We start from the raw sequence: 18,909 nt of genomic DNA, 5'->3' as shown, positions 1-18,909 counted from the left end.
TCACCTTATGCGGATGGGAGCTCGACTATTCGCCAGTAACCTTCAAGCATGTTAAAAATATTGTTAAAACCGTCTTTTATGTCAGTTTTAACCATGTAGCCAGCCACATGATGGCTATAGGCTTTCATTCTATCTTCATCGGTACTCGACGTCGTGAGCATAAAAACGACAGATGATGAAAGTGAAGGATCTGAACGTATCCGCTCAAGAAACTCAAAGCCATTCATTCTTGGCATATTAAGGTCGAGTAAAATTAGATACGGGCCTTTAATTGTGTCTAAGCTGGTGAGAATTGCGAGTGCCTCAATGCCATCCCGTGCGCGCACTAAAGGATTGAGTAACCTAAGCTGTCTCATCGCCCGCTGCACGGCCATGTAATCCACATCATCGTCATCAACTAATAAAATAGTGACCTGTTGATATTGATCTGCTGCTCTCATAAAAGCTCCTTTTTCACTATGTGCTTAGGCCAAGTAAAGTAAAAACAACAGCCTCTACCCTGCGATTTGAGTTGAATATTACCGCCTAAACTTTCAACTGTTTTCTTCACAAGTGATAAACCTAAACCACTGCCTTCGACTTCATCTCTAGGTTTAAGTGTTTGAAACATTTCGAAGACTTTATTCTGATAGGCACTCGAAATACCTGGCCCATCATCCAACACACTGAATAGATAATGTTTACTTGTACTCTCACATAAAACGGTAATGACACCTGTAACTAAGTCATGGTGCTTAATGGCATTACTGATTAAATTTCGTATCACTAATTCCAACAAGGCGCGAACGGTATGGAAGTTCGGAAACTCCCCTTTGAGGACTAATTCGAACCCCTGAGGTGGCGCAACGAGCGCAAACATATCTTCAACCAGTTGCCGACTGTTGACCTCAGTGGTTTCAGTATCGACACGGCCAATACGGGAGAACATCAATAGCCCATCGAGCAATAACACCATGCGGTGAATACGGCTTTGGATCAGCCCGAGATATTTCTGCACATTTTCATTGGTGTTATCGGATAAATCCTCTGTTAGCCAAGAGGTTAACTGCTCGATACCCCGTAGCGGGGATTTCAAATCATGGGAAGCGATATAGGCAAAACGGTCGAGTTCTTGATTGATGCGCTCAAGCTCTTGCATGTGTTCTGCACGCTGAACTTCAATGCGCTTACGTTCAGACACATTGTTAATTGTCGCAAGAATGAAAATGCCATTACTGAAATGAATAGGCGTCAGCCCCACTTCTATCGCGAGTCGACTGCCATCTTTACAACAGCCAAATAAGTCATCCCGCATCGACATATTTTTCGCAATCGGCTGCACTAAGTAATTATTCATGTGCTGCTGGTGCACATCCCTCAGCGCGTCTGGCAATAACATATTGATAGAGCGGCCGAGTAACTCATCTCTGGCATAACCAAATAAACGTTCGGCATGGGTGTTTACCAATGTAATAATTCCAGCCTTATCCACCATAAACAGTGCGCTTGGAGAGGCTTCAATGACGAGTCTAAAGCGTTTTTCATTCGCGATTAGCTCAGAGGTAAGTAATGACTCTTTATATCGATTACGCGCCATGATTAGCACCGAGTAAAACAATGCCAAAATGAATGCACAACCGATAAATTGCAGCCAGATACCTTGGGTCTCTTCCGATCTTGAGATAAAACGCGATTGTGATGAAATGTCCAAGCGCCACTGCCTACCGCCAATCAAGTCGGTCTGTGACTGATAAAACACATCTTTTTGATTTGGCAGTACTTTACTGCTAGTGAACATTAAACTGTCTGCATTTGCCTGCGGGTTTTCATAAATAGCAAGTTTCAAACCTGAGAATCGATCTCCCATAATCCCTTGCATGAGGTCGTCCATCCTAAACGCCGCATATACGAGTCCAATCGCCTGTTGTTTCCGTTCAACCTCCGTTGCCACCGTTCCTTGATAAATGGGTAAATACATCAAGAAACCCGCTTGAGCATCTTCGGGCGTATCTTGAACTAAGGCCACCTTGCCTGAGATAGTTGGCTGGCCAGTGCTAATGGCGTGATCTATGGCTTTGCGCCGATTAGCCTCGGAACACATGTCATAACCAAAGGCTCTTTGATTGCGCCAATCAAAAGGCTCTAAATACAAGATCACGCAATACTGATCACGTACGCCTTCTGGGTATACTTTATAATCTTTAAAGCCTTCGGCCTGAACGTGTTGGACATGGTTATCTAATGTGTCAGGCTTAAGTAACTGAGCATAGCCAAGGCCTTGAAAACCTGGGTAATACTCAGATAAATGCGCATTGACAACATAGGTTTGCCACTCCTTTCGGGTCACATCATTTGAAGATAATAACAAGCCAACACCACCGCGTAAGACTTGCTCATAGGCAAGCATTCTGCGATTCACCGCTTCGGTTAACTCTTGCACACTGTTTTCGAAACGCTCTTCACCCCTATCTCTAAGATATTGCTCCAGCACATACCAGGAAATGCCCATGAAAAGTAAAGCAGCGATAATCATCAGCCAGCTAGAGCTCAGCACGCTAAAATAGATATTATTTGATGGGCTATGCAGTTTAGAAAACTCATCCTTGTCCATTTGAGCCAATTCCCTAGCAAACTATCAGCAATAAACACAGTTACAAGTGTTGTTGTAAATATGTCTAAATTCAAGTTTATCCTACTATTTAACTCGGAATTAACCCGAATATATCGATGACACTGTTGTGCTCTCAATCACAAAATAAGCAAGAACTGAATTAATCAAATATCCAATTGTAGCCTCAGGCTTAAGCCAAACAGCGGCAAGCTGAATCATCCGGCACACGGGAAGAATTTTTCACCCTGACTCACAAAATTATTTGCTTTTCTACCATACTCTTTTTAGTTAGAAAGTCGTTAGGAACAACAAGAGGAATTCGTTATGGCTCATATTACTGAAGTCGTGCCCAACGATACTGAACTTGAGGCAATGACCACACCGAGAAACAGCAAAGCTGCCGAGGCAATGCAACATAGACGTGAAGTCAAAAAGCGTTTAGAAGACTACCTCGAACGGGCGGAGTTAAAGCGGGCATTAGGAGATGACGATTTTTTCTAGCCTATTTGATCTCACTATCTAGTGGGCAAAATTAGGGTGATGCTGCGTTAAATCGCAGAGTGTTTATCTAGAACTCACACAGTTCGTGTCCACTCAGACCTAATATCTCACCCAGCCCTCAGTGCTGGGTGTGACTTTGTTTAGCCCTCTTAATCACCACCTTCAAAGCTACATCATCCTTGTCACTTTTTACCGCTTTTATAGGCTTGAGTTTTAATCAGCAACCATTCGGCCTTAGCACCTAAATAAACGTAAGCACCTAATCCTACGAGTAAACCGACAACGGCTAACATCATCCAGATCGCGGGTTCAATATATTGTTTCTCACCGAGTGACGCCTTGAACATAGTCAATAAGGCCTCAATGGAAATGGCAATAAGGATGGTAGAAACAAACCGCGTAATGGTTCGCCGCGTTGAGCTGTGGCGAAAGATATCCTTATGCATTAGGACTTCTTCTTCGAGAATGGTTTTCCCGAGATCGAAAATCGCTAATGCTAACGTCATAAAAATAATGATCCCAAAAGGTTGCAGCGGATCTTGGCCAATTCGCTCGACCGTAAAGAGTCCGTAAATATCCCGCAATGCGGTCCAGAGCAATACAGTGACCAGCACAAACAACCCAGCCACTATCACGCCATAAACCGCTTTAAATGCTGGCGTTACACGCCGCCGTGCACTGTCGCCCATCATAAATTCAATCAAACGGGTCAAGTCCACATCCACCACTAAATAACCCAGTCTTTGATCCTGTTGATAAATCGCTAAGGAGGCAGAAAGGCATAGATTACCACTGGCATTGGATAAATAGGGACGCGTAATGTTCACGCCATCGGACTCATCACGATTAATGAAATAGGGTCTTTGGCTGCGATCGCGATTGCCACCTAACGGAATTAACTCGATCTGATGGTCTACCACGGCGATATTTTGGCTGATCTGCAAGCCTTGGCCATCCAGTAAATACATCAGCTCAACAAAGGGATAGCTCTTCGCGATTCCTTTCATCGCTTTGACATCGACCTTAGGTTGTTTAAATAACTCGGCGTCGGCAATCCCAGTTAAAATCGATTCCATCAGTTCATGTACTGTGGCTTCGTATTCGTGATACCGCTCGATCACACTCAAATAACTCATCGCTGCCATGTTTCGCTCCAATCAACCGATTTCTAAGCCCAGAACAAAGCAGCTTTAATGCCATATCAATAAAATATTATTAAACAAATAGTTACTAATTTATGGCTCATAAACACAGCGCTAAAATAGTCGCAGGTGCACCAAAATGATTCACAAAACCGATAACAGTTAATTTATGTAATCGGTATATTTCCTCGGCTAGCCAGCGAATCAATATGAATAAATGAGGTTTAAGGCTATGATTAGCCACATCTCTCTCGCTGAAATTACCTGCAGGATATACGGGAATGTCTGAGTCGTTAGCCCAATATCAACAAGATCTACGCCGTTTTTCCGATGAATTAATTCGCATCCAAACGCCAATAAAAATCTTAGATGCCATCAAATGGCCGCGGGAAATGGAGGAGCGCTTTCTCTCGAATAAGGGCACTGTACTTCCGGCTATCAAGCAAGAGTTCTATCAAAACATAGCCTTACCTTTTGACCCCGTCAAAACCCACGCAGAACTCGCCTCCCTCAAACAGGATATCCATAGACGTTTAGGTAAACGGGATAAACTCGGCAAGATATTGGTGGCTAACGTCGATCAATATCGCCTTGTGGTCGATATGCTCGAAAACAGAGGCACGCCGACCTTTGGTAAACTTAGCCAAGAATTATACGGCAGCGCGAGTCACAGATTGCACGGCGATCGTCATACGCTGCGTCAGTTAGGCGATAAACTCAGTTATATCTTCTCGCTGCCGGCAGCGAGACACATGAATAAACATCACCCTAAGATTATTAGCGCACCCGAAGCGGTTCACGTGCTCAGTCAACGTTTAGAGAAATACTTCCATAGCGATGACATGCGCGTGCGCCTCAGTGACGGTATCGTCTCCGATGCCGCTGTGGGTGGCGATACCGTTAAGCTCAATAGCAAAGCCATGTTCAGCGAGTCGGATCTCAATGTATACGAGGTTCACGAAGGTTGGGTGCATGTCGGCACAACGCTAAATGGTCGAGCCCAACCCCACGCCACTTGGCTCAGTGTCGGTTCGCCGCGGGTAGCCGCGACTCAAGAGGGTTTAGCTGTTTTACTGGAAATGCTGACCCTAAGTTCAAATCCGGGACGAGCTCGGCGTATTAGCGACCGTGTCGCCGCTGTCGACATGGCGGAAAATGGCGCCGACTTTATTGAAGTATTTAATTATTTCAGAGGATTAAACCTGAGCGCGACCGACAGTTATCGCGTCACCCAAAGGGTTTTCCGTGGGGGTATGGTAGAAGGCGGCAGCTTCTTCACTAAGGATATTTCCTATGTGCGCGGCTATGTGGAAAACATTAACTTTATCCGCAGCGCCATCACCTCAGGCCTTCCCGAACTTATCCCTATGTTGTTCCTCGGTAAATTGGCGATCGAAGATATCCCAGTGTTATACCAAGCTTGCCAAGAAGGCATACTGACGACACCGAAATATTTACCGCCCATGTTCGATAACTTTAGTGGTCTTTATGCTTGGTTTGGTTTTGCCTCAGGCTTAGCTGGAATCGATTTGAAAGGCGTACAACGTCACTTCACTCGCCTGTTTAAAGACTTACCAAACGTCGAACCAACCTTTGAGTTACTCGACGATACTGAGTTCGACAACAACTCGGATTAATACGTAAATGTTATTGATTTAAATAAAAAAGCTCACAACTAGGTGAGCTTTTTTATTCTAACGTGACTCAACTTTATTCATCAGATTAAGATTGGGCCTTTGCTGCTTCATCGGCACGCTTTTTAATGAAGTATTCCCGCGTTAACCCAAAGACCACAGGGCTTAACAGTGCCAAGGCGATTAAGTTAGGAATGGCCATCATGGCGTTTAAGGTATCAGCTAATAACCAGATAAAATCCAATGAACTCACCGCGCCTAGTGGCACGGCTATGGTCCATAGCAACCTAAAAGGTTTTACCGCTTTGATACCAAAGAGATATTGCACACATTTTTCGCTGTAGAAACTCCAGCCAATAATGGTGGTGAAGGCAAAAATAGACAAGGCGATAGCCACGATATAATTACCCAGAGGCAAGGCATGGGAGAAAGCGTATGACGTCAGCGCGGCGCCATTTTCACCCGAGGTCCAAGAGCCAGAAACCACAATCGCCAGCCCTGTAATCGAACAGACCACGATAGTATCGATAAAGGTGCCGAGCATAGCCACCAGCCCCTGCGCCACGGGATTATTGGTTTGTGCCGCAGCATGGGCAATCGGCGCACTACCTAAACCCGCTTCGTTGGAGAATACGCCGCGCGCCACACCAAAACGAATCGCCGCCCACACAGCTGCACCTGCAAAACCACCTTGGGCTGCCACTGGATTAAAAGCGCTGTGAATAATTAGGGCGAACGCCGCTGGTACGTCTTGAATATGCACTACCAACACACCAAGGCCAGCAGTGATATAGAAAATCGTCATAAACGGCACTAACTTACCGGCAACTTCAGCGATACGCTTAATGCCACCCATCAATACCGCGCCCACGAGCAACATCATCACCACGCCAGACACCCAAGCCGGAACGCCGAAGTTACTGCTTAATGCTGCTGCCACTGAGTTGGCTTGTACTGTGTTGCCAATACCAAAGCCAGCAAGTGATCCAAAAATCGCAAACAGTGTGCCCAACCAAGCCCACTTTTTACCGAGACCATTTTTAATGTAATACATAGGGCCACCGACATGGTTTCCCTGATCGTCCACTTCACGGAATTTAACCGCCAGCACGGCCTCAGAATACTTAGTCGCCATGCCCACTAATGCGGTGCACCACATCCAGAATAACGCGCCTGGGCCACCGACAAAAATTGCCGTCGCCACACCTGCAATATTACCCGTACCAATGGTGGCTGAAAGGGAAGTCATCAACGCATTAAACGGACTCACATCCCCTTTCACATTTTTATCTTTATCGGGAATACGGCCAGACCAGAGTAACTTAAAGCCTGTGCCTAACTTCAGAATGGGCATTAATCTCAGCCCGAGGGAAAGAAACAAACCAACGCCTAAGATCATCACCAACATAGGTGTGCCCCAGACAAAGCCATTAATCAGGCCAACAAACTCCGTAATCGCTTCCATTCAAACCTCGTGATTGCTTGTTATTGTTATAGTTTGACTGACGCCGTCGGATTAGGACTTGGCCTAACGAACACGACATATCAAGGAGCCAATCTAACAGTTGCACCTCAGATTACAACGAATAGTTAACAATTGGAAATCTAAATCATGTGCGAATTTATCTGAAATGGATTGGCACGCAGAGTCGTTGCCGAGCGGTGAGATATTGATTTGCAACATAAATAAAAACTCCCCGCATTGATGATGCAGGGAGCCTCTCGAGCAGTACGCCGCTAAGTAGGATAATTAACTTAAGCGGGTTTCCACACTAACTGTGGCAGCGCGGTTAAATCTAACCTGTCGCCATGGGTCGCAATCGCGGTGGCTTGAGGTTTAGTTTTAGGATCTTGGTTAACCACATCGACCAATCCATGCTGCGCATCGGGTTCTCCGTGGACTAAAATCAGCGGCGGTTGGCCTTCAAAGTGGCGATACCAACGCAATAACTCAGCCTGATCCGCATGGGCAGAAAGCCCGCCAACTGTGTGTAATTTTGCCGCGACTTTAATGCTGTTTCCGTGGATAGTCAGCTCCTCAACACCGTCCACCAAGGCGCGTCCCGGTGTGCCGAGTGCTTGATAACCACAGATGATCACATCGCATTCAGGACGCCATAAATTGTGTTCTAAGTGGCTACGAATACGCCCACCGTTACACATGCCGCTCCCCGCAATAATGATCAATCCTTTATGCACTTCGTTCAGCGCCATCGACTCTTCGGTCGTCTGGATAAATTCGACATTCGACAACAGCGGATGCTGCCCAGGATGTTGTCGGGTAAAACGTTTAAAGTCCTCATCCATCAGCGGATAATTATTGACGTAGACGCGAGTCGCCTCAATCGCCATGGGGCTGTCTAGGCAGATTTTCCAGCGGCCGAGATCCCATTCTTTAGCATATAAATGAAATAGATATAATAATTCCTGCGCCCGTCCAACCGAGAAAGCTGGCAGCAAGATATTGCCTTGGCTCTCGTTGACTGTCTTCGCAAAAATGTCTTTCAACTCGGCTAAGGTTTCAGTCCAACTGCGGTGGAAACGGTTGCCGTAGGTGCTTTCCATTAACACTAAATCCGCCGTATCCACTAATGTCGGATTGCGTAAAATCGGCATACCCGCACGGCCAAGATCGCCACTGAAGACGACTTTTTTCTGGGACTTACCCTCGCCTAACCACAATTCAACCAAAGCAGAACCTAAAATATGCCCCGCATCTGAGAGGCAAATATCCACATGGGGAATGACCCGAGTTACTTGGCCGTATTCCAGCGGCACAAATTGGGTGATGGCCTGTTCGGCATCTTCGACGGTGAAGAGCGGTTCTAGGGGTTCAAGATCATGTTTAGCGCGCTTTTTATTGACCCTTTCGGTGTCGCGAGTCTGCAGCATGGCCGCATCTTTGAGCATGATGGCACACAGTTCTGCCGTGGCTTTATGGGTGTAGATTGGCCCATCAAAACCCGCTTTGACTAAGAGTGGTAAACGCCCTGAATGGTCGATATGGGCATGGCTGAGCACAACAGCGGAAATAGACTCAGGGTCGAAGGCGAAGGGATCATGATTACGCAGTTCATCCGCTTTACCACCTTGGATCAAACCACAATCGAGTAATAAGTGTTCATGATCGACCGAGAGTAAATGGCATGAGCCGGTCACTTCCTCTGTCGCTCCTAAAAACTGCAGTGTCATTCGCATGGTGTCCCTCCAACGTTTTTACCTTGTATAAAGCTAGACTATGCCCTTATTACTCAAAGAAAAAGGATTAATTGGTCGCATGCGAGCAATGTCAACTTTCGCAGTAACACTCAAGCATCAATAACCTAATAAAGGGTATAACTGGCCTTGACGCACGGTTTTATCGGCATGGGTAAGTGTGCCATCACGCTGCCATTGTTCGAGCAAGAACTGCAACGGCGCTTTGACCTCAGCGGCCGTCATACCAGCGCGAATACTCGGGTTATAGAGCAGTTTTAGCAGAATGAAATCGAGCCCTGTAAGTAAATCCTGCGGGGTTTTATCGTTAAAGATGGAGGGGAATACTTTTTCAGAATCATTGGGTAGCCCAAGTACTTGGGTGATTTCCTCAACTACGCAAGCCACTAACTTACCGTGCATTTGCGCCTGATCGACGGGAATGATCACCCATGCGCGTTCAATTTCACTCTTAGCATTAAGGGCAAACTTGGCCATACACACTGAGCCGTGGACATTTTTCGCCGAACTTGGCCCCATTAAGCGGGTAACTTCACTCTCCCATTGGGATTGACGGGTAAACACTAAGTGCAGATTCGCATCCAAGAGCGTATCCACCAGCTGAATATCATGATCCGTAATCTCGGCTAAGTGCGCTAAGTGCATCCGTACTAATTGGGTGTGCAGCGCCCTGTCGCCCACTTGATGTTCGACAAACACTCGTACCGGAATGCGCCACTTACGCACCCGGTGTTTCGCCACGTCATACTCATTTTTAAGGGCAATTTCGCTGAAGGCTTGGGTGATGTAAGTTAAGTTTTTCCAATCCGCTACGGGTGTTAATGCTGGAATTAACGCGGGCTGCGTTTGAGCGGCGTAAAGAGGACAAGTAGTAGCAAAGAATAAACCTAGGATAAAACACCCACTGCATCCTAAACACCGCAGACGCACAGGTAACATTAACCTGTTGAAGTAGTATGTTGATGCCTTGAAGCGCTTTTGCATTGGCACTTATTCCGCAACTTGCCGAGGTAACTTAATCGAAATCATAGCAGTGATGCCGATAAAAGCGGTCGAAATCCACAAACAGGCAGCTAAACCATAGGCTTGATACACTAAGCCAGACAGCACAGTGCCGACTAAACGCCCCATAGCATTGGCCATGTAATAGAAACCCACATCCAGCGACACCGCATCTTCACTGGCGTAACTCACAATCAAGTAACTGTGCAGCGATGAGTTCACCGCAAACAGGGCACCAAATAACATGAGACCCAACAACAAACTGGCCTCGGGATAAAAACTAAACTGTATCGAGCAGGCAATCAGCGCTGGCACAAAGGCCAACATACTGGCCCAAATTAACGCGCTGCGACCATCGGGGGCTGTATCAGTTAACTGACTTTGGGCTTGGCGATTGCCCGTGATCTTAGGTGCTAAGGTTTGCACTATGCCGTAACCGATAACCCACAAAGCTAAAAAGCCGCCCACAGCCCAATGATCCCAGCCTAATTGGCTAGCCAGATACACGGGCAGCGCCACCACAAACCACACATCTCTGGCGGCAAACAGGAATAATCGCGCCGCAGAGAGAATATTCACGCTGCGACTCTTAGAGAAAATCTCCGTAAATTTAGGCTTATTCTTGGCTTTACCTAAATCCTTTTTCAGCATCACTAAACTGAGTAACCATACGAGTCCAAGCATGATCGCCATAGCGGCGATTGCCAGCTCAAACCCGAGCAAAGCAAGCAGAGCGCCGCCGAGGAAAAATCCCGCGCCCTTGAGGGCATTTTTAGAACCCGTTAATAAGGCAACCCACTGGTAAAGTTTGCCCTGCTCGCCTTTTGGCACCAGCAGTTTTATCGCGCTTTTGGCACTCATCTTATTGAGATCTTTGGCGATCCCAGATAAAGCTTGCGCCGCCATCACCCAAGGCACGCCTGCAAGCCACAAAGGTAAACTCGCCTCCGGCACTAACAACATGGCTAAGGCAAACACTTGCATGCCAAGGCCTAAGTTCATGGTGCGATTTAACCCTAGACGCGCCCCTAGCCAGCCGCCAATCAGATTGGTCACTACGCCAAAAATCTCGTAGAACAAAAACAGCATAGCGATCGCCAGCGGACTGTAGCCAAGATCGTGAAAATGCAGCACCACTAACATCCGTAGTGCGCCGTCGGTTAAGGTAAAACTCCAATAATTGAAGGTGATCAACAAATATTGCCGCACGGCAGCGGGCAATTGCATCAGTTGTTCAAATGGCTTGGCGGCAAACAATTGAGCTCTCCTAGCGCGGCAAATCAAGCTGGCCGACTAAACGGGCAAGCTCAGCGGTGCGATTGGCGTAGCCCCATTCATTGTCGTACCACACATAGAGTTTAAGTTGAGTGCCATTAATCACCATGGTCGAGAGCGCATCTATGATGCTTGAGCGCGGATCTGTCTTGTAATCCACCGACACCAGCGGCCGCTCTTCATAACCTAAAATGCCCTTAAGCTCACCTTCGGCGGCGGTTTTAAGTAGCGCATTCACTTCTGCTTCGGTAACGGCGCGTTCAAGCTCGAACACACAATCGGTCAGCGAAGCATTAGCCAGTGGCACCCGCACGGCGTGGCCATTAAGTTTGCCCTTAAGCTCAGGAAAAATATGGGTAATCGCAGTCGCGCTGCCCGTGGTGGTAGGGATTAAACTCAAACCACAGGCGCGGGCGCGGCGTAAATCCTTATGCGGCGCATCGAGAATAGTTTGGGTATTAGTAATATCGTGGATCGTGGTCATAGATCCGTGCTTGATGCCGATCTGCTCGTGGATCACTTTCACCACAGGCGCAAGGCAGTTAGTGGTGCAAGATGCGGCGGTCACAATAGGATAAATGGCAGGATCGTATAACTGATGATTAACCCCGATCACTACGTTTAGCACGCCTTCTTCTTTCACGGGAGCGGTGACAACCACCCGCTTAACACCTTGATCTAAATAAGCTTGCAATAACGCTTTGGTTTTCATCACGCCGGAGGCTTCAATCACCACATCGCAACCGGACCAATCGGTATCGGCGATGACTTTATTGCGCGTGGTGCGAATGATTTTATCTTGGATCTGGATCTCATCGGCATTCGCCGTCACGGGATAACGCCAGTGACCATGGACAGAATCAAACTCGAGTAAATGTGCCAATGTATGGGCATCACCTGCGGGATCGTTGACCTGCACAAACTCCACCTCATCCCAGTCCCATGCCGCGCGCAGTGCTAAACGCCCCATACGCCCAAAGCCATTAATGCCGATTTTGATTGCCATGATGATATTCCAATATGTTGATTTTAAATTTTTATGTCTTTAATTTTTTATATTTTCTTAACGCTACTAACGGTTTACTTAAACGATAACACCACCATTGCCAAAGACTGAGACTGAGTATGGCAATGGCGTGTATTTTTTAGCTTATGTTTCTTAACTTATATCGCTAACTTATGTCCCTTTACTCATGCGCTTGGCGAACGAGCAGCCGTGAGCCTTGATTGACTAAAGCTGACTACAACTTAGTCCCTTAACCATCCTTCAATTTCGTCACGGGTCGGTACTGATCCGCTGTGTATGAGCTCACCATCGATCACTACCGCAGGCGTCTTCATCACTTTAAATTTCAACAGGGTTTGAGGATCTGTATCCTTTTTCACAATCGCATCCACGCCCATTTCTTCTGATATGTCCGCAATCATCTCGGCGGTTTTACTACATTTAGCGCAACCACTACCTAATACTTTGACTTGTTTCATGTTATTTCCTTAAAGATACGGTGCTGCAAAATTAAAAATCCAACCTACTAACGTAAATGCCGTCAATAGCACAACCAACAGCACCGCCAAAAGGCGCCACTGCATCACTTGTTTCAGTAAAATAAATTCGGGGAAACTGGCAGCCACTGTGCTCATACAAAACGCCAGCGTAGTGCCAATAGGCAGGCCGTTCGCCAGCAAACTTTCCATCACAGGAATGATGCCAGTCGCATTGGAATACAGGGGAATACCGACTAACACGGCCGCAGGCACAGACCACCATTGGCCTTGGCCTAAATGGGTTTCAACCCAACCTTCAGGCACAAAACCGTGCAAGGCAGCGCCAAGACCCACGCCGATAATGACCCATTTCCAGACGCGGCCAAAAATCTCAAGCGCCTCAGCTTTAGCAAATTCATGACGTTCAGATAAAGATAAGACCCGCTCAGTGGTAGAAACCTCATTCGATGCCGCCATCTGGCGTCCACGAACGAGGGCTTCGGCGGCGAAGGACTGCAACCAACGCTCGGCCTTAATCGCATCTAGCAATAGTCCGCCGAGCATACCCACTGTCATGCCCACAGCCACATATAGCAAGGTAAATTTCCAGCCGAGTAAACTCATGAGCAGCAGGACGGCGACTTCATTGATCAAAGGTGAAGTGATCAAAAAGGCCATAGTGATCCCAAGGGGGATCCCGGCCGAGGTAAAACCTAAAAAGACAGGGATACTCGAGCAAGAACAAAAAGGCGTAATGGCGCCAAAAATCGACCCCAGCAAGTAACCTACTCCCTTATTCTTACCCGCTAAATAATCTCGAACTCGCTCAACATCTAAGGAAGCCCGCAGCAAGGCGATGAAATAAATCATCACCACCAGCAATACGAAAATTTTACTGACATCTTCAACAAAAAAATGCACAGCTCCGCCCAAGGCCGAACCCGCCTCTAGGCCAAACACGCCGTACACTAGCCAAGTCGCAAAATCAGTAAATATTTGGAACATATTGATCCCTACACTGACGGTTTACTTACTTAAATATCGCTAGAATCGCGCGAGTCTGCTCGACCCTAAACTCACAATTGACTAAGACTCTACTCACTTAGACTCAGCACGAAATGGCAGAGCACCGCTTATCACAGCCCCCCTGTCACTACTGCTTAACAGCAGTCGCTTTGCAACAGGCCGTAACGCGATCGGGTCGACCGCCCATCTGACAAAGATTACGCACGTTATCCTGCAAAAAGCTGTCGTTATCATCACAGGTTTGGCCAAGTACCTGCTGGCACCAAGGCGCGATCTCAGCATTGATCCGATAAAACACCCATTGACCTTGACGCCTATCGACCAACAATCCAGCCTTTTTCAACTGGGCTAAGTGGCGCGAGACCTTAGGCTGACTCTCAGACAGCGCAGCCATCAGCTCACACACACATAGTTCACCTTCACGCTGGATTAGCAGTAGGCATTTAAGCCGAGTCTCATCGGCAAGTGCCTTAAAAAATGCGACAGGTTGCATCGATTGCTCCCAAAGTTGATTGGAGTATATATGGTAAATAATATATATGAAAAAACGTATGTGTTGAGTTATTTTTTACAGAAATGTGAGATGCATTGACGGGAAGGATTGATTATTTGAAATCAGAATTGATACAACTCAATGAAAATATTATCGAAAAGACTGTTGAACGCTATCCGATAGAGGTGCAGTTTTTACTTATTGTTCAGCTAACGTCTATTGCTCTAGCAAGATAACTTTATCGTCAATTGTGCGACATTCATTGTCATTGTTTCCCAGTGACTCACCATCAGTTTCTTTTACAAGAAGTATCCATGATGGCTCAGTTCAAATATCCCTGTTTTAAAAGGTCACTGGTGAAACAATGCCAATCCTAACTAATCCTTTAGCAGTCCATTTAGCTAAAAAGTAATTACACTGAAATGAGATAAATTCATTATTTAGTGATTGTAGGTTCCACTGAATTTACAACATATTTCCTTAAGGTGTGAAAGGTGTCGTTTAGGCATTGGTTGACAGTATCGCGCCAAAAGCAATGAGACCAAAACCGCACGCCTGATTGATTCTATGACCAAACTTTTTAAGCATGTTACTCGCGTGTTTTGATGTCACTAGGTAAGTGACTATACAAAACCAAGCTGCATGTAAAAAAGCAATGTAAAAACCATAGGTAATGGCGAAAGACATGCTTTCATTATCAGATGAAATGAGTTGGCTGAAGACGCTAATAAAGAAAATCATCGTCTTAGGATTCAATGTATTACATAAAAAACCTTGAAATATATACTTTCTAGTTTGTGTGGGTTGAACGTTTGTTTTTTCATAGTCTAGATTTAACTTAGAACTGACTAATCCTGTCACACCAAGATAAATTAAATACGCTGCACCAACATACTTCACTATGCTAAATAAAACCGTATTTTGAGAAACTAAATGACTGATCCCAATAACAGAATAGGTAATATGTACACAAACACCTATCCCTATCCCAAGAGCCGTTAAAACGCCTGCTTTTCTGCCATAGATTGCACTATTTTTAAATACCAAAACAAAGTCAGCTCCAGGACTTACCACGATTAAAAGCCCAAACACTGCAAAACTTAATAACTCCATTTTATCTCCTCACTTTTCATAAGTTTGAGATAATTGTATAGATTTATTGATGAGTTATAATCGAAAAAAAGGCATCCTAAATGTGAGAAAAAGTCACAGATGAGACATTTAAAAGCATTCTATGTATTTCATGTTACGGCAGAGTCATCGAATTACAGTAAAGCAGCAGAGAAACTTCATATCACTCACGGAGCAGTAAGTAAGCAAATTAAATTGCTGGAGAGTCATCTATCGCAGATGCTGTTTTACAAGCAAGGCAGAGGAATGTGTCTAACGCAGGAAGGTGAATTGCTCAAGCAGTACACTGACATTGCTTTTAATGCTTTAGATAATGGAATTAAGAAGTTAACAAGGGAAAGTAACAAACATCTCGAAGTTTCCTGTGAACCAACATTAACGATGCGCTGGCTGATGCCTCGACTGGCCAGTTTTTTTCGGCTTACGGGTATTGATGTTCGGCTATCAACCGCTGGAGGACCTGTAGATTTAAATGAAACAGGATTATCTTTAGCCATTCGGCGCGATGACTTCGATATTAGCCCTGAATATACGGCGCACAACTTAGTCAATGAGTGGGTTGGTCCTGTTTTTTCCCCTGAATATTGGAGAAAATCTCAGAACAACTTAGGTGATATTGTTCTTCTTCATAGTGAAACGAGACCTTCTGCATGGTCAGATTGGTCATCACGCTCAACACATACCTTTTATACGAACAAGTCCAAATCCTTTGAGCATTTCTATTTCTGCTTACAGGCAGCAGTTGACGGTTTAGGGGCTGCGATTGGATCATATCCTCTTATAGTAGATGACTTGAAAAGTGGGAGACTGGTAGCTCCATTTGGATTTACTCAATCCAGACATAAGTACGTACTGCTCAGTCATACAGAAAGACTGGGAAGCAATGAATTAGAGTTCTTAACGTGGTTAGAAAAAACCATGTCTTTATGCCAACCAGAAACTCCTTAGTTCAGATTTTAGGTATGGAACGCTAACTTAGAAATATCCCAAGCCGTTCAAATCTCACATCACCTTAATCACTGATTTTTTACCCAGCGAGCAGACAGACCATGCCTATGCGTCAGTTAGGTTTTAGAGGAAATCTCAAGCTGAGATAAGTTCAGTCTGTTAAAACAGCGGGGGATTAGTGACTCACCTAAACCTTGATAAGTCATCACATCAAAGTCAGTTCAGATTTTAATGATAAAACAACTTTCATTCGCTAGCCTTACTCTTCCCCCTAAATACAAATCGGTAATTCGATGGGGAAATATCAAACTGTTGACGAAAATGGCGCCGAAGTGAGGTGGTAGAAGCGAAGCCGGCTTGTTCGGCGATGCGGTCGATGGAGTGATCTGTCGTTTCTAAATATCGTTTCACCATAATAAGCCGTTGATTAACCAACCAGAGTGAAAAGCTGGTACCTGTGGCTTGTTGAAAACGCCGAGTAAAATGGCGGCGACTGATGCAGGCTTTCTCAGCCATAGTGTCAACCGTCAGCGGCGATGCAATATTTGCTATCGCCCAATCCATGATAGCGGATAAAGGCTCGCGCTGATTAACGGCTGGAACGGGAATATCTATGTATTGAGCCTGACCACCTTGGCGGTGCGGTGGCACTACTAGATGACGAGCGACTGCGTTAGCCGTTTCAGATCCCCACATTTGCCGAACGATATACAGGCAGCAATCAATACTCGCGGCAGTGCCCGCAGAGGTGACCACATCTCCATTATCGATATACAGCACCTTCTCATCGACAAATACATTAGTGTGCAGATTACGGAAACATTGTGCCCAGCGCCAATGGGTGGTGGCGGAACGTCCGTCGAGTAACCCAGCGGCAGCCACAACAAAAGCGCCCATGCACAGGCCTATGATGCGTGATCCATTGGCGTGCGCTTGCTGCAAGGCATTAATAATACAGGGTTCTGGCTCGTGTGCTGGGTCATCCCAACTCGGCACTATGATGATGTCTTTTGAGCTTAGTTCATCCAGCCCCTTTTCAACTATCATCGAGAAGCCTGCGCTGGTTTTGAGTATTCCAGGTGTGGCGGCGCAGATGGTGATTTCGCAGGCGGGCGTGCCATCGGCCTTGAGCACTTTTTCAAAGACTTCATAGGGAACTGACAGATGAAATGGAATGATCCCATCAAAGACCACTATGGCTATGGTCACTTTTGAAGCTGCTTCTATCTCACTCTGGTTCATCGTATTTATCATCGTCGGCTCAGACTATCCTTAATGTCGCTCACTCAAAGATACCAGCTAATACTCATTTATGTATTAACGGGTATCTTGCGGTTGTTGGCCGTTATAGTCGCACCACAGGCATGTTGAGCACCGCTTGAGTAGTTTTAATCTCAGCAAAAACATCGGCAACACCCGCTATTGCAGCACGTTGCAACGTGGCGTGATCTACGATAGATCCGTCCCAAGTTGCAAGATCGCGAGTGGCGGTGGCGTCTTCTGCAATGATCACATCATAACCCATAGGCACAGCATCACGCGCTGTGCTCGACACGCACATGTGCGTCATCAGCCCAGTAATCACCAGTGTTTTGATGCCCTTCTCTTTCAGTTGTTGATCAAGATTAGTTCCCACAAACGAACTCGGCGTCGCCTTATTGATAACAAAATCAATATCTAGCGGTTGTAGATCCTGATGAAACTCAGCGTTAACGCTGTCTTCCGCAAATAGTGGCCCAGCAGCGGGTCCTAAATGACGCACAAAATAAACTGGCATCGCATTCTGGTGCGCAAATTTAACCACTTGCTTGGCTTTGCCCAACGCTTGCTTGCCGTTCGGGATCGGCATGCTGCCAGTGAAATATTCGTTCTGAAAATCAATCACCAACACAGCTGTCGTGTTCGCATTCAGTTCAGTTGGCGCTTGCGCCTGAGTCATGGTGCGAATTGTCGGAGCCGATACTTTATTGCTTGTCTCTGCGCTGGCCGTTACACTCGCCATCGAAAGTGCCAGAGCACTGCATATTGCTACTTTTTTCATCGTAAATATCCTTGCATATTCTGTGTCACGGGCCGTATTGCCAAGTGATGCGGGCATTATGCAGAGCGCTTAACGATACGAATAGGCGGCTTTGTGACGAAAAACAGTACTTTTGGGCCAAAGTGGCCGCATCGAACAACTTAGGCCATCAACCAGACGACCAAGGTGATATTTTTCGCGGATTTAGATGCGCAGCACAGCGCTATAACATTCAACACCGACCTCAACGATGCGGCATCACTGCCTATTTGCAATATCAGCTTGGTTCGCTTTGAGAATGAGTGATTGACTATGTGGCAGCGATGTCGGACCACAAATGTTGAAGCTTGATGTGACATCACGACATTGTATCGATGCGATGCATGCAAACGATACCCTGCGGCTCTGGGGCAGTTACAAGCAAGGGGGCGTTCACTCAGTTAACA

At 46.1% G+C, this 18,909-nt stretch carries 17 protein-coding genes; 3 read left to right on the top strand and 14 right to left on the bottom strand.

Annotated elements, in window-relative coordinates:
* Window positions 1-5: 5 nt before the first annotated feature.
* Together Q4Q46_RS07585 and Q4Q46_RS07580 are read right to left on the bottom strand one after the other, a co-directional pair.
* Entirely contained in the window at window positions 6-440 is a 435-nt protein-coding gene (locus Q4Q46_RS07585; protein ID WP_006079986.1) for a response regulator, read from the bottom strand.
* Window positions 437-2,590 carry a CHASE domain-containing sensor histidine kinase gene (locus Q4Q46_RS07580; RefSeq protein WP_311890106.1) on the bottom strand — a complete coding sequence of 718 codons (2,154 nt, stop codon included), beginning with the start codon at window positions 2,588-2,590 and terminating at the stop codon, window positions 437-439. The genes Q4Q46_RS07585 and Q4Q46_RS07580 overlap by 4 nt, the downstream gene beginning before the upstream one ends.
* A 324-nt stretch (window positions 2,591-2,914) precedes the next feature.
* Between Q4Q46_RS07580 and Q4Q46_RS07575 the strand changes: the two genes are divergently transcribed.
* Window positions 2,915-3,091, top strand: a complete 177-nt coding sequence (locus Q4Q46_RS07575; RefSeq protein WP_006079984.1) for a PA3496 family putative envelope integrity protein — start codon at window positions 2,915-2,917, stop codon at window positions 3,089-3,091.
* Window positions 3,092-3,273: 182 nt separating this feature from the next.
* Here the strand turns inward: Q4Q46_RS07575 and Q4Q46_RS07570 are convergent, their stop codons facing one another.
* Window positions 3,274-4,236 (bottom strand): PDC sensor domain-containing protein, encoded by a 963-nt coding sequence (locus Q4Q46_RS07570; protein ID WP_311905626.1) that lies wholly within the window; start codon window positions 4,234-4,236, stop codon window positions 3,274-3,276.
* Between the two features lie 278 nt (window positions 4,237-4,514).
* On the opposite strand from Q4Q46_RS07570, the gene Q4Q46_RS07565 reads away from it, so the two are divergent.
* Window positions 4,515-5,870, top strand: coding sequence for a flavohemoglobin expression-modulating QEGLA motif protein (locus Q4Q46_RS07565; RefSeq protein WP_063883966.1), 1,356 nt, complete (start codon window positions 4,515-4,517; stop codon window positions 5,868-5,870).
* Between the two features lie 85 nt (window positions 5,871-5,955).
* On the opposite strand, the gene Q4Q46_RS07560 is transcribed toward Q4Q46_RS07565, so the two are convergent.
* The 9 genes from Q4Q46_RS07560 to Q4Q46_RS07520 all read right to left on the bottom strand — a co-directional run bounded on the left by Q4Q46_RS07560 (window position 5,956) and on the right by Q4Q46_RS07520 (window position 15,477).
* Window positions 5,956-7,332, bottom strand: a complete 1,377-nt coding sequence (locus Q4Q46_RS07560) for an alanine/glycine:cation symporter family protein (protein WP_006079981.1) — start codon at window positions 7,330-7,332, stop codon at window positions 5,956-5,958.
* Between the two features lie 290 nt (window positions 7,333-7,622).
* The gene (locus Q4Q46_RS07555) at window positions 7,623-9,065 is read right to left on the bottom strand and encodes an MBL fold metallo-hydrolase RNA specificity domain-containing protein (RefSeq protein ID WP_006084249.1); all 1,443 of its coding nucleotides are present in this window, start codon (window positions 9,063-9,065) and stop codon (window positions 7,623-7,625) included.
* Window positions 9,066-9,182: 117 nt separating this feature from the next.
* Window positions 9,183-10,067, bottom strand: coding sequence for a DUF2927 domain-containing protein (locus tag Q4Q46_RS07550; protein WP_259504377.1), 885 nt, complete (start codon window positions 10,065-10,067; stop codon window positions 9,183-9,185).
* Window positions 10,068-10,073: 6 nt separating this feature from the next.
* Window positions 10,074-11,342 carry an organoarsenical effux MFS transporter ArsJ gene (arsJ, locus tag Q4Q46_RS07545; protein WP_259523083.1) on the bottom strand — a complete coding sequence of 423 codons (1,269 nt, stop codon included), beginning with the start codon at window positions 11,340-11,342 and terminating at the stop codon, window positions 10,074-10,076.
* Between the two features lie 10 nt (window positions 11,343-11,352).
* Window positions 11,353-12,366: an ArsJ-associated glyceraldehyde-3-phosphate dehydrogenase gene (locus tag Q4Q46_RS07540; RefSeq protein ID WP_311905625.1), complete on the bottom strand. Its 1,014-nt coding sequence runs from the start codon at window positions 12,364-12,366 to the stop codon at window positions 11,353-11,355.
* A 242-nt stretch (window positions 12,367-12,608) separates the two neighbouring features.
* Window positions 12,609-12,845 (bottom strand): thioredoxin family protein, encoded by a 237-nt coding sequence (locus Q4Q46_RS07535; RefSeq protein WP_006079976.1) that lies wholly within the window; start codon window positions 12,843-12,845, stop codon window positions 12,609-12,611.
* A gap of 9 nt (window positions 12,846-12,854) precedes the next feature.
* Complete coding sequence (locus Q4Q46_RS07530; RefSeq protein WP_012090296.1) at window positions 12,855-13,850, bottom strand: permease; 996 nt, start codon at window positions 13,848-13,850, stop codon at window positions 12,855-12,857.
* Window positions 13,851-13,998: 148 nt separating this feature from the next.
* Window positions 13,999-14,364: a metalloregulator ArsR/SmtB family transcription factor gene (locus Q4Q46_RS07525; protein WP_311905624.1), complete on the bottom strand. Its 366-nt coding sequence runs from the start codon at window positions 14,362-14,364 to the stop codon at window positions 13,999-14,001.
* 501 nt (window positions 14,365-14,865) lie between these two features.
* On the bottom strand, window positions 14,866-15,477 hold the full coding sequence (locus Q4Q46_RS07520; RefSeq protein WP_311905623.1) for a LysE family translocator: 612 nt from the start codon (window positions 15,475-15,477) through the stop codon (window positions 14,866-14,868).
* Window positions 15,478-15,576: 99 nt separating this feature from the next.
* Between Q4Q46_RS07520 and Q4Q46_RS07515 the strand changes: the two genes are divergently transcribed.
* On the top strand, window positions 15,577-16,443 hold the full coding sequence (locus Q4Q46_RS07515) for a LysR family transcriptional regulator (RefSeq protein WP_259577767.1): 867 nt from the start codon (window positions 15,577-15,579) through the stop codon (window positions 16,441-16,443).
* A gap of 246 nt (window positions 16,444-16,689) precedes the next feature.
* Here Q4Q46_RS07515 and Q4Q46_RS07510 read toward each other — a convergent pair whose 3' ends face one another.
* Window positions 16,690-17,697 (bottom strand): GlxA family transcriptional regulator, encoded by a 1,008-nt coding sequence (locus Q4Q46_RS07510; RefSeq protein ID WP_311905622.1) that lies wholly within the window; start codon window positions 17,695-17,697, stop codon window positions 16,690-16,692.
* Window positions 17,698-17,788: 91 nt separating this feature from the next.
* A complete protein-coding gene (locus tag Q4Q46_RS07505; protein WP_311905621.1) occupies window positions 17,789-18,484 on the bottom strand; it encodes a cysteine hydrolase family protein in 696 nt (231 codons plus the stop codon).
* Between the last annotated feature and the right edge of the window lie 425 nt (window positions 18,485-18,909).

It is taken from the genome of Shewanella vaxholmensis (assembly GCF_031932135.1).
Lineage (GTDB): Bacteria > Pseudomonadota > Gammaproteobacteria > Enterobacterales > Shewanellaceae > Shewanella > Shewanella hafniensis.
The sequence above is the reverse complement of the archived record's forward strand: the minus strand, read 5'-3'. Positions and strand labels throughout refer to the sequence as shown.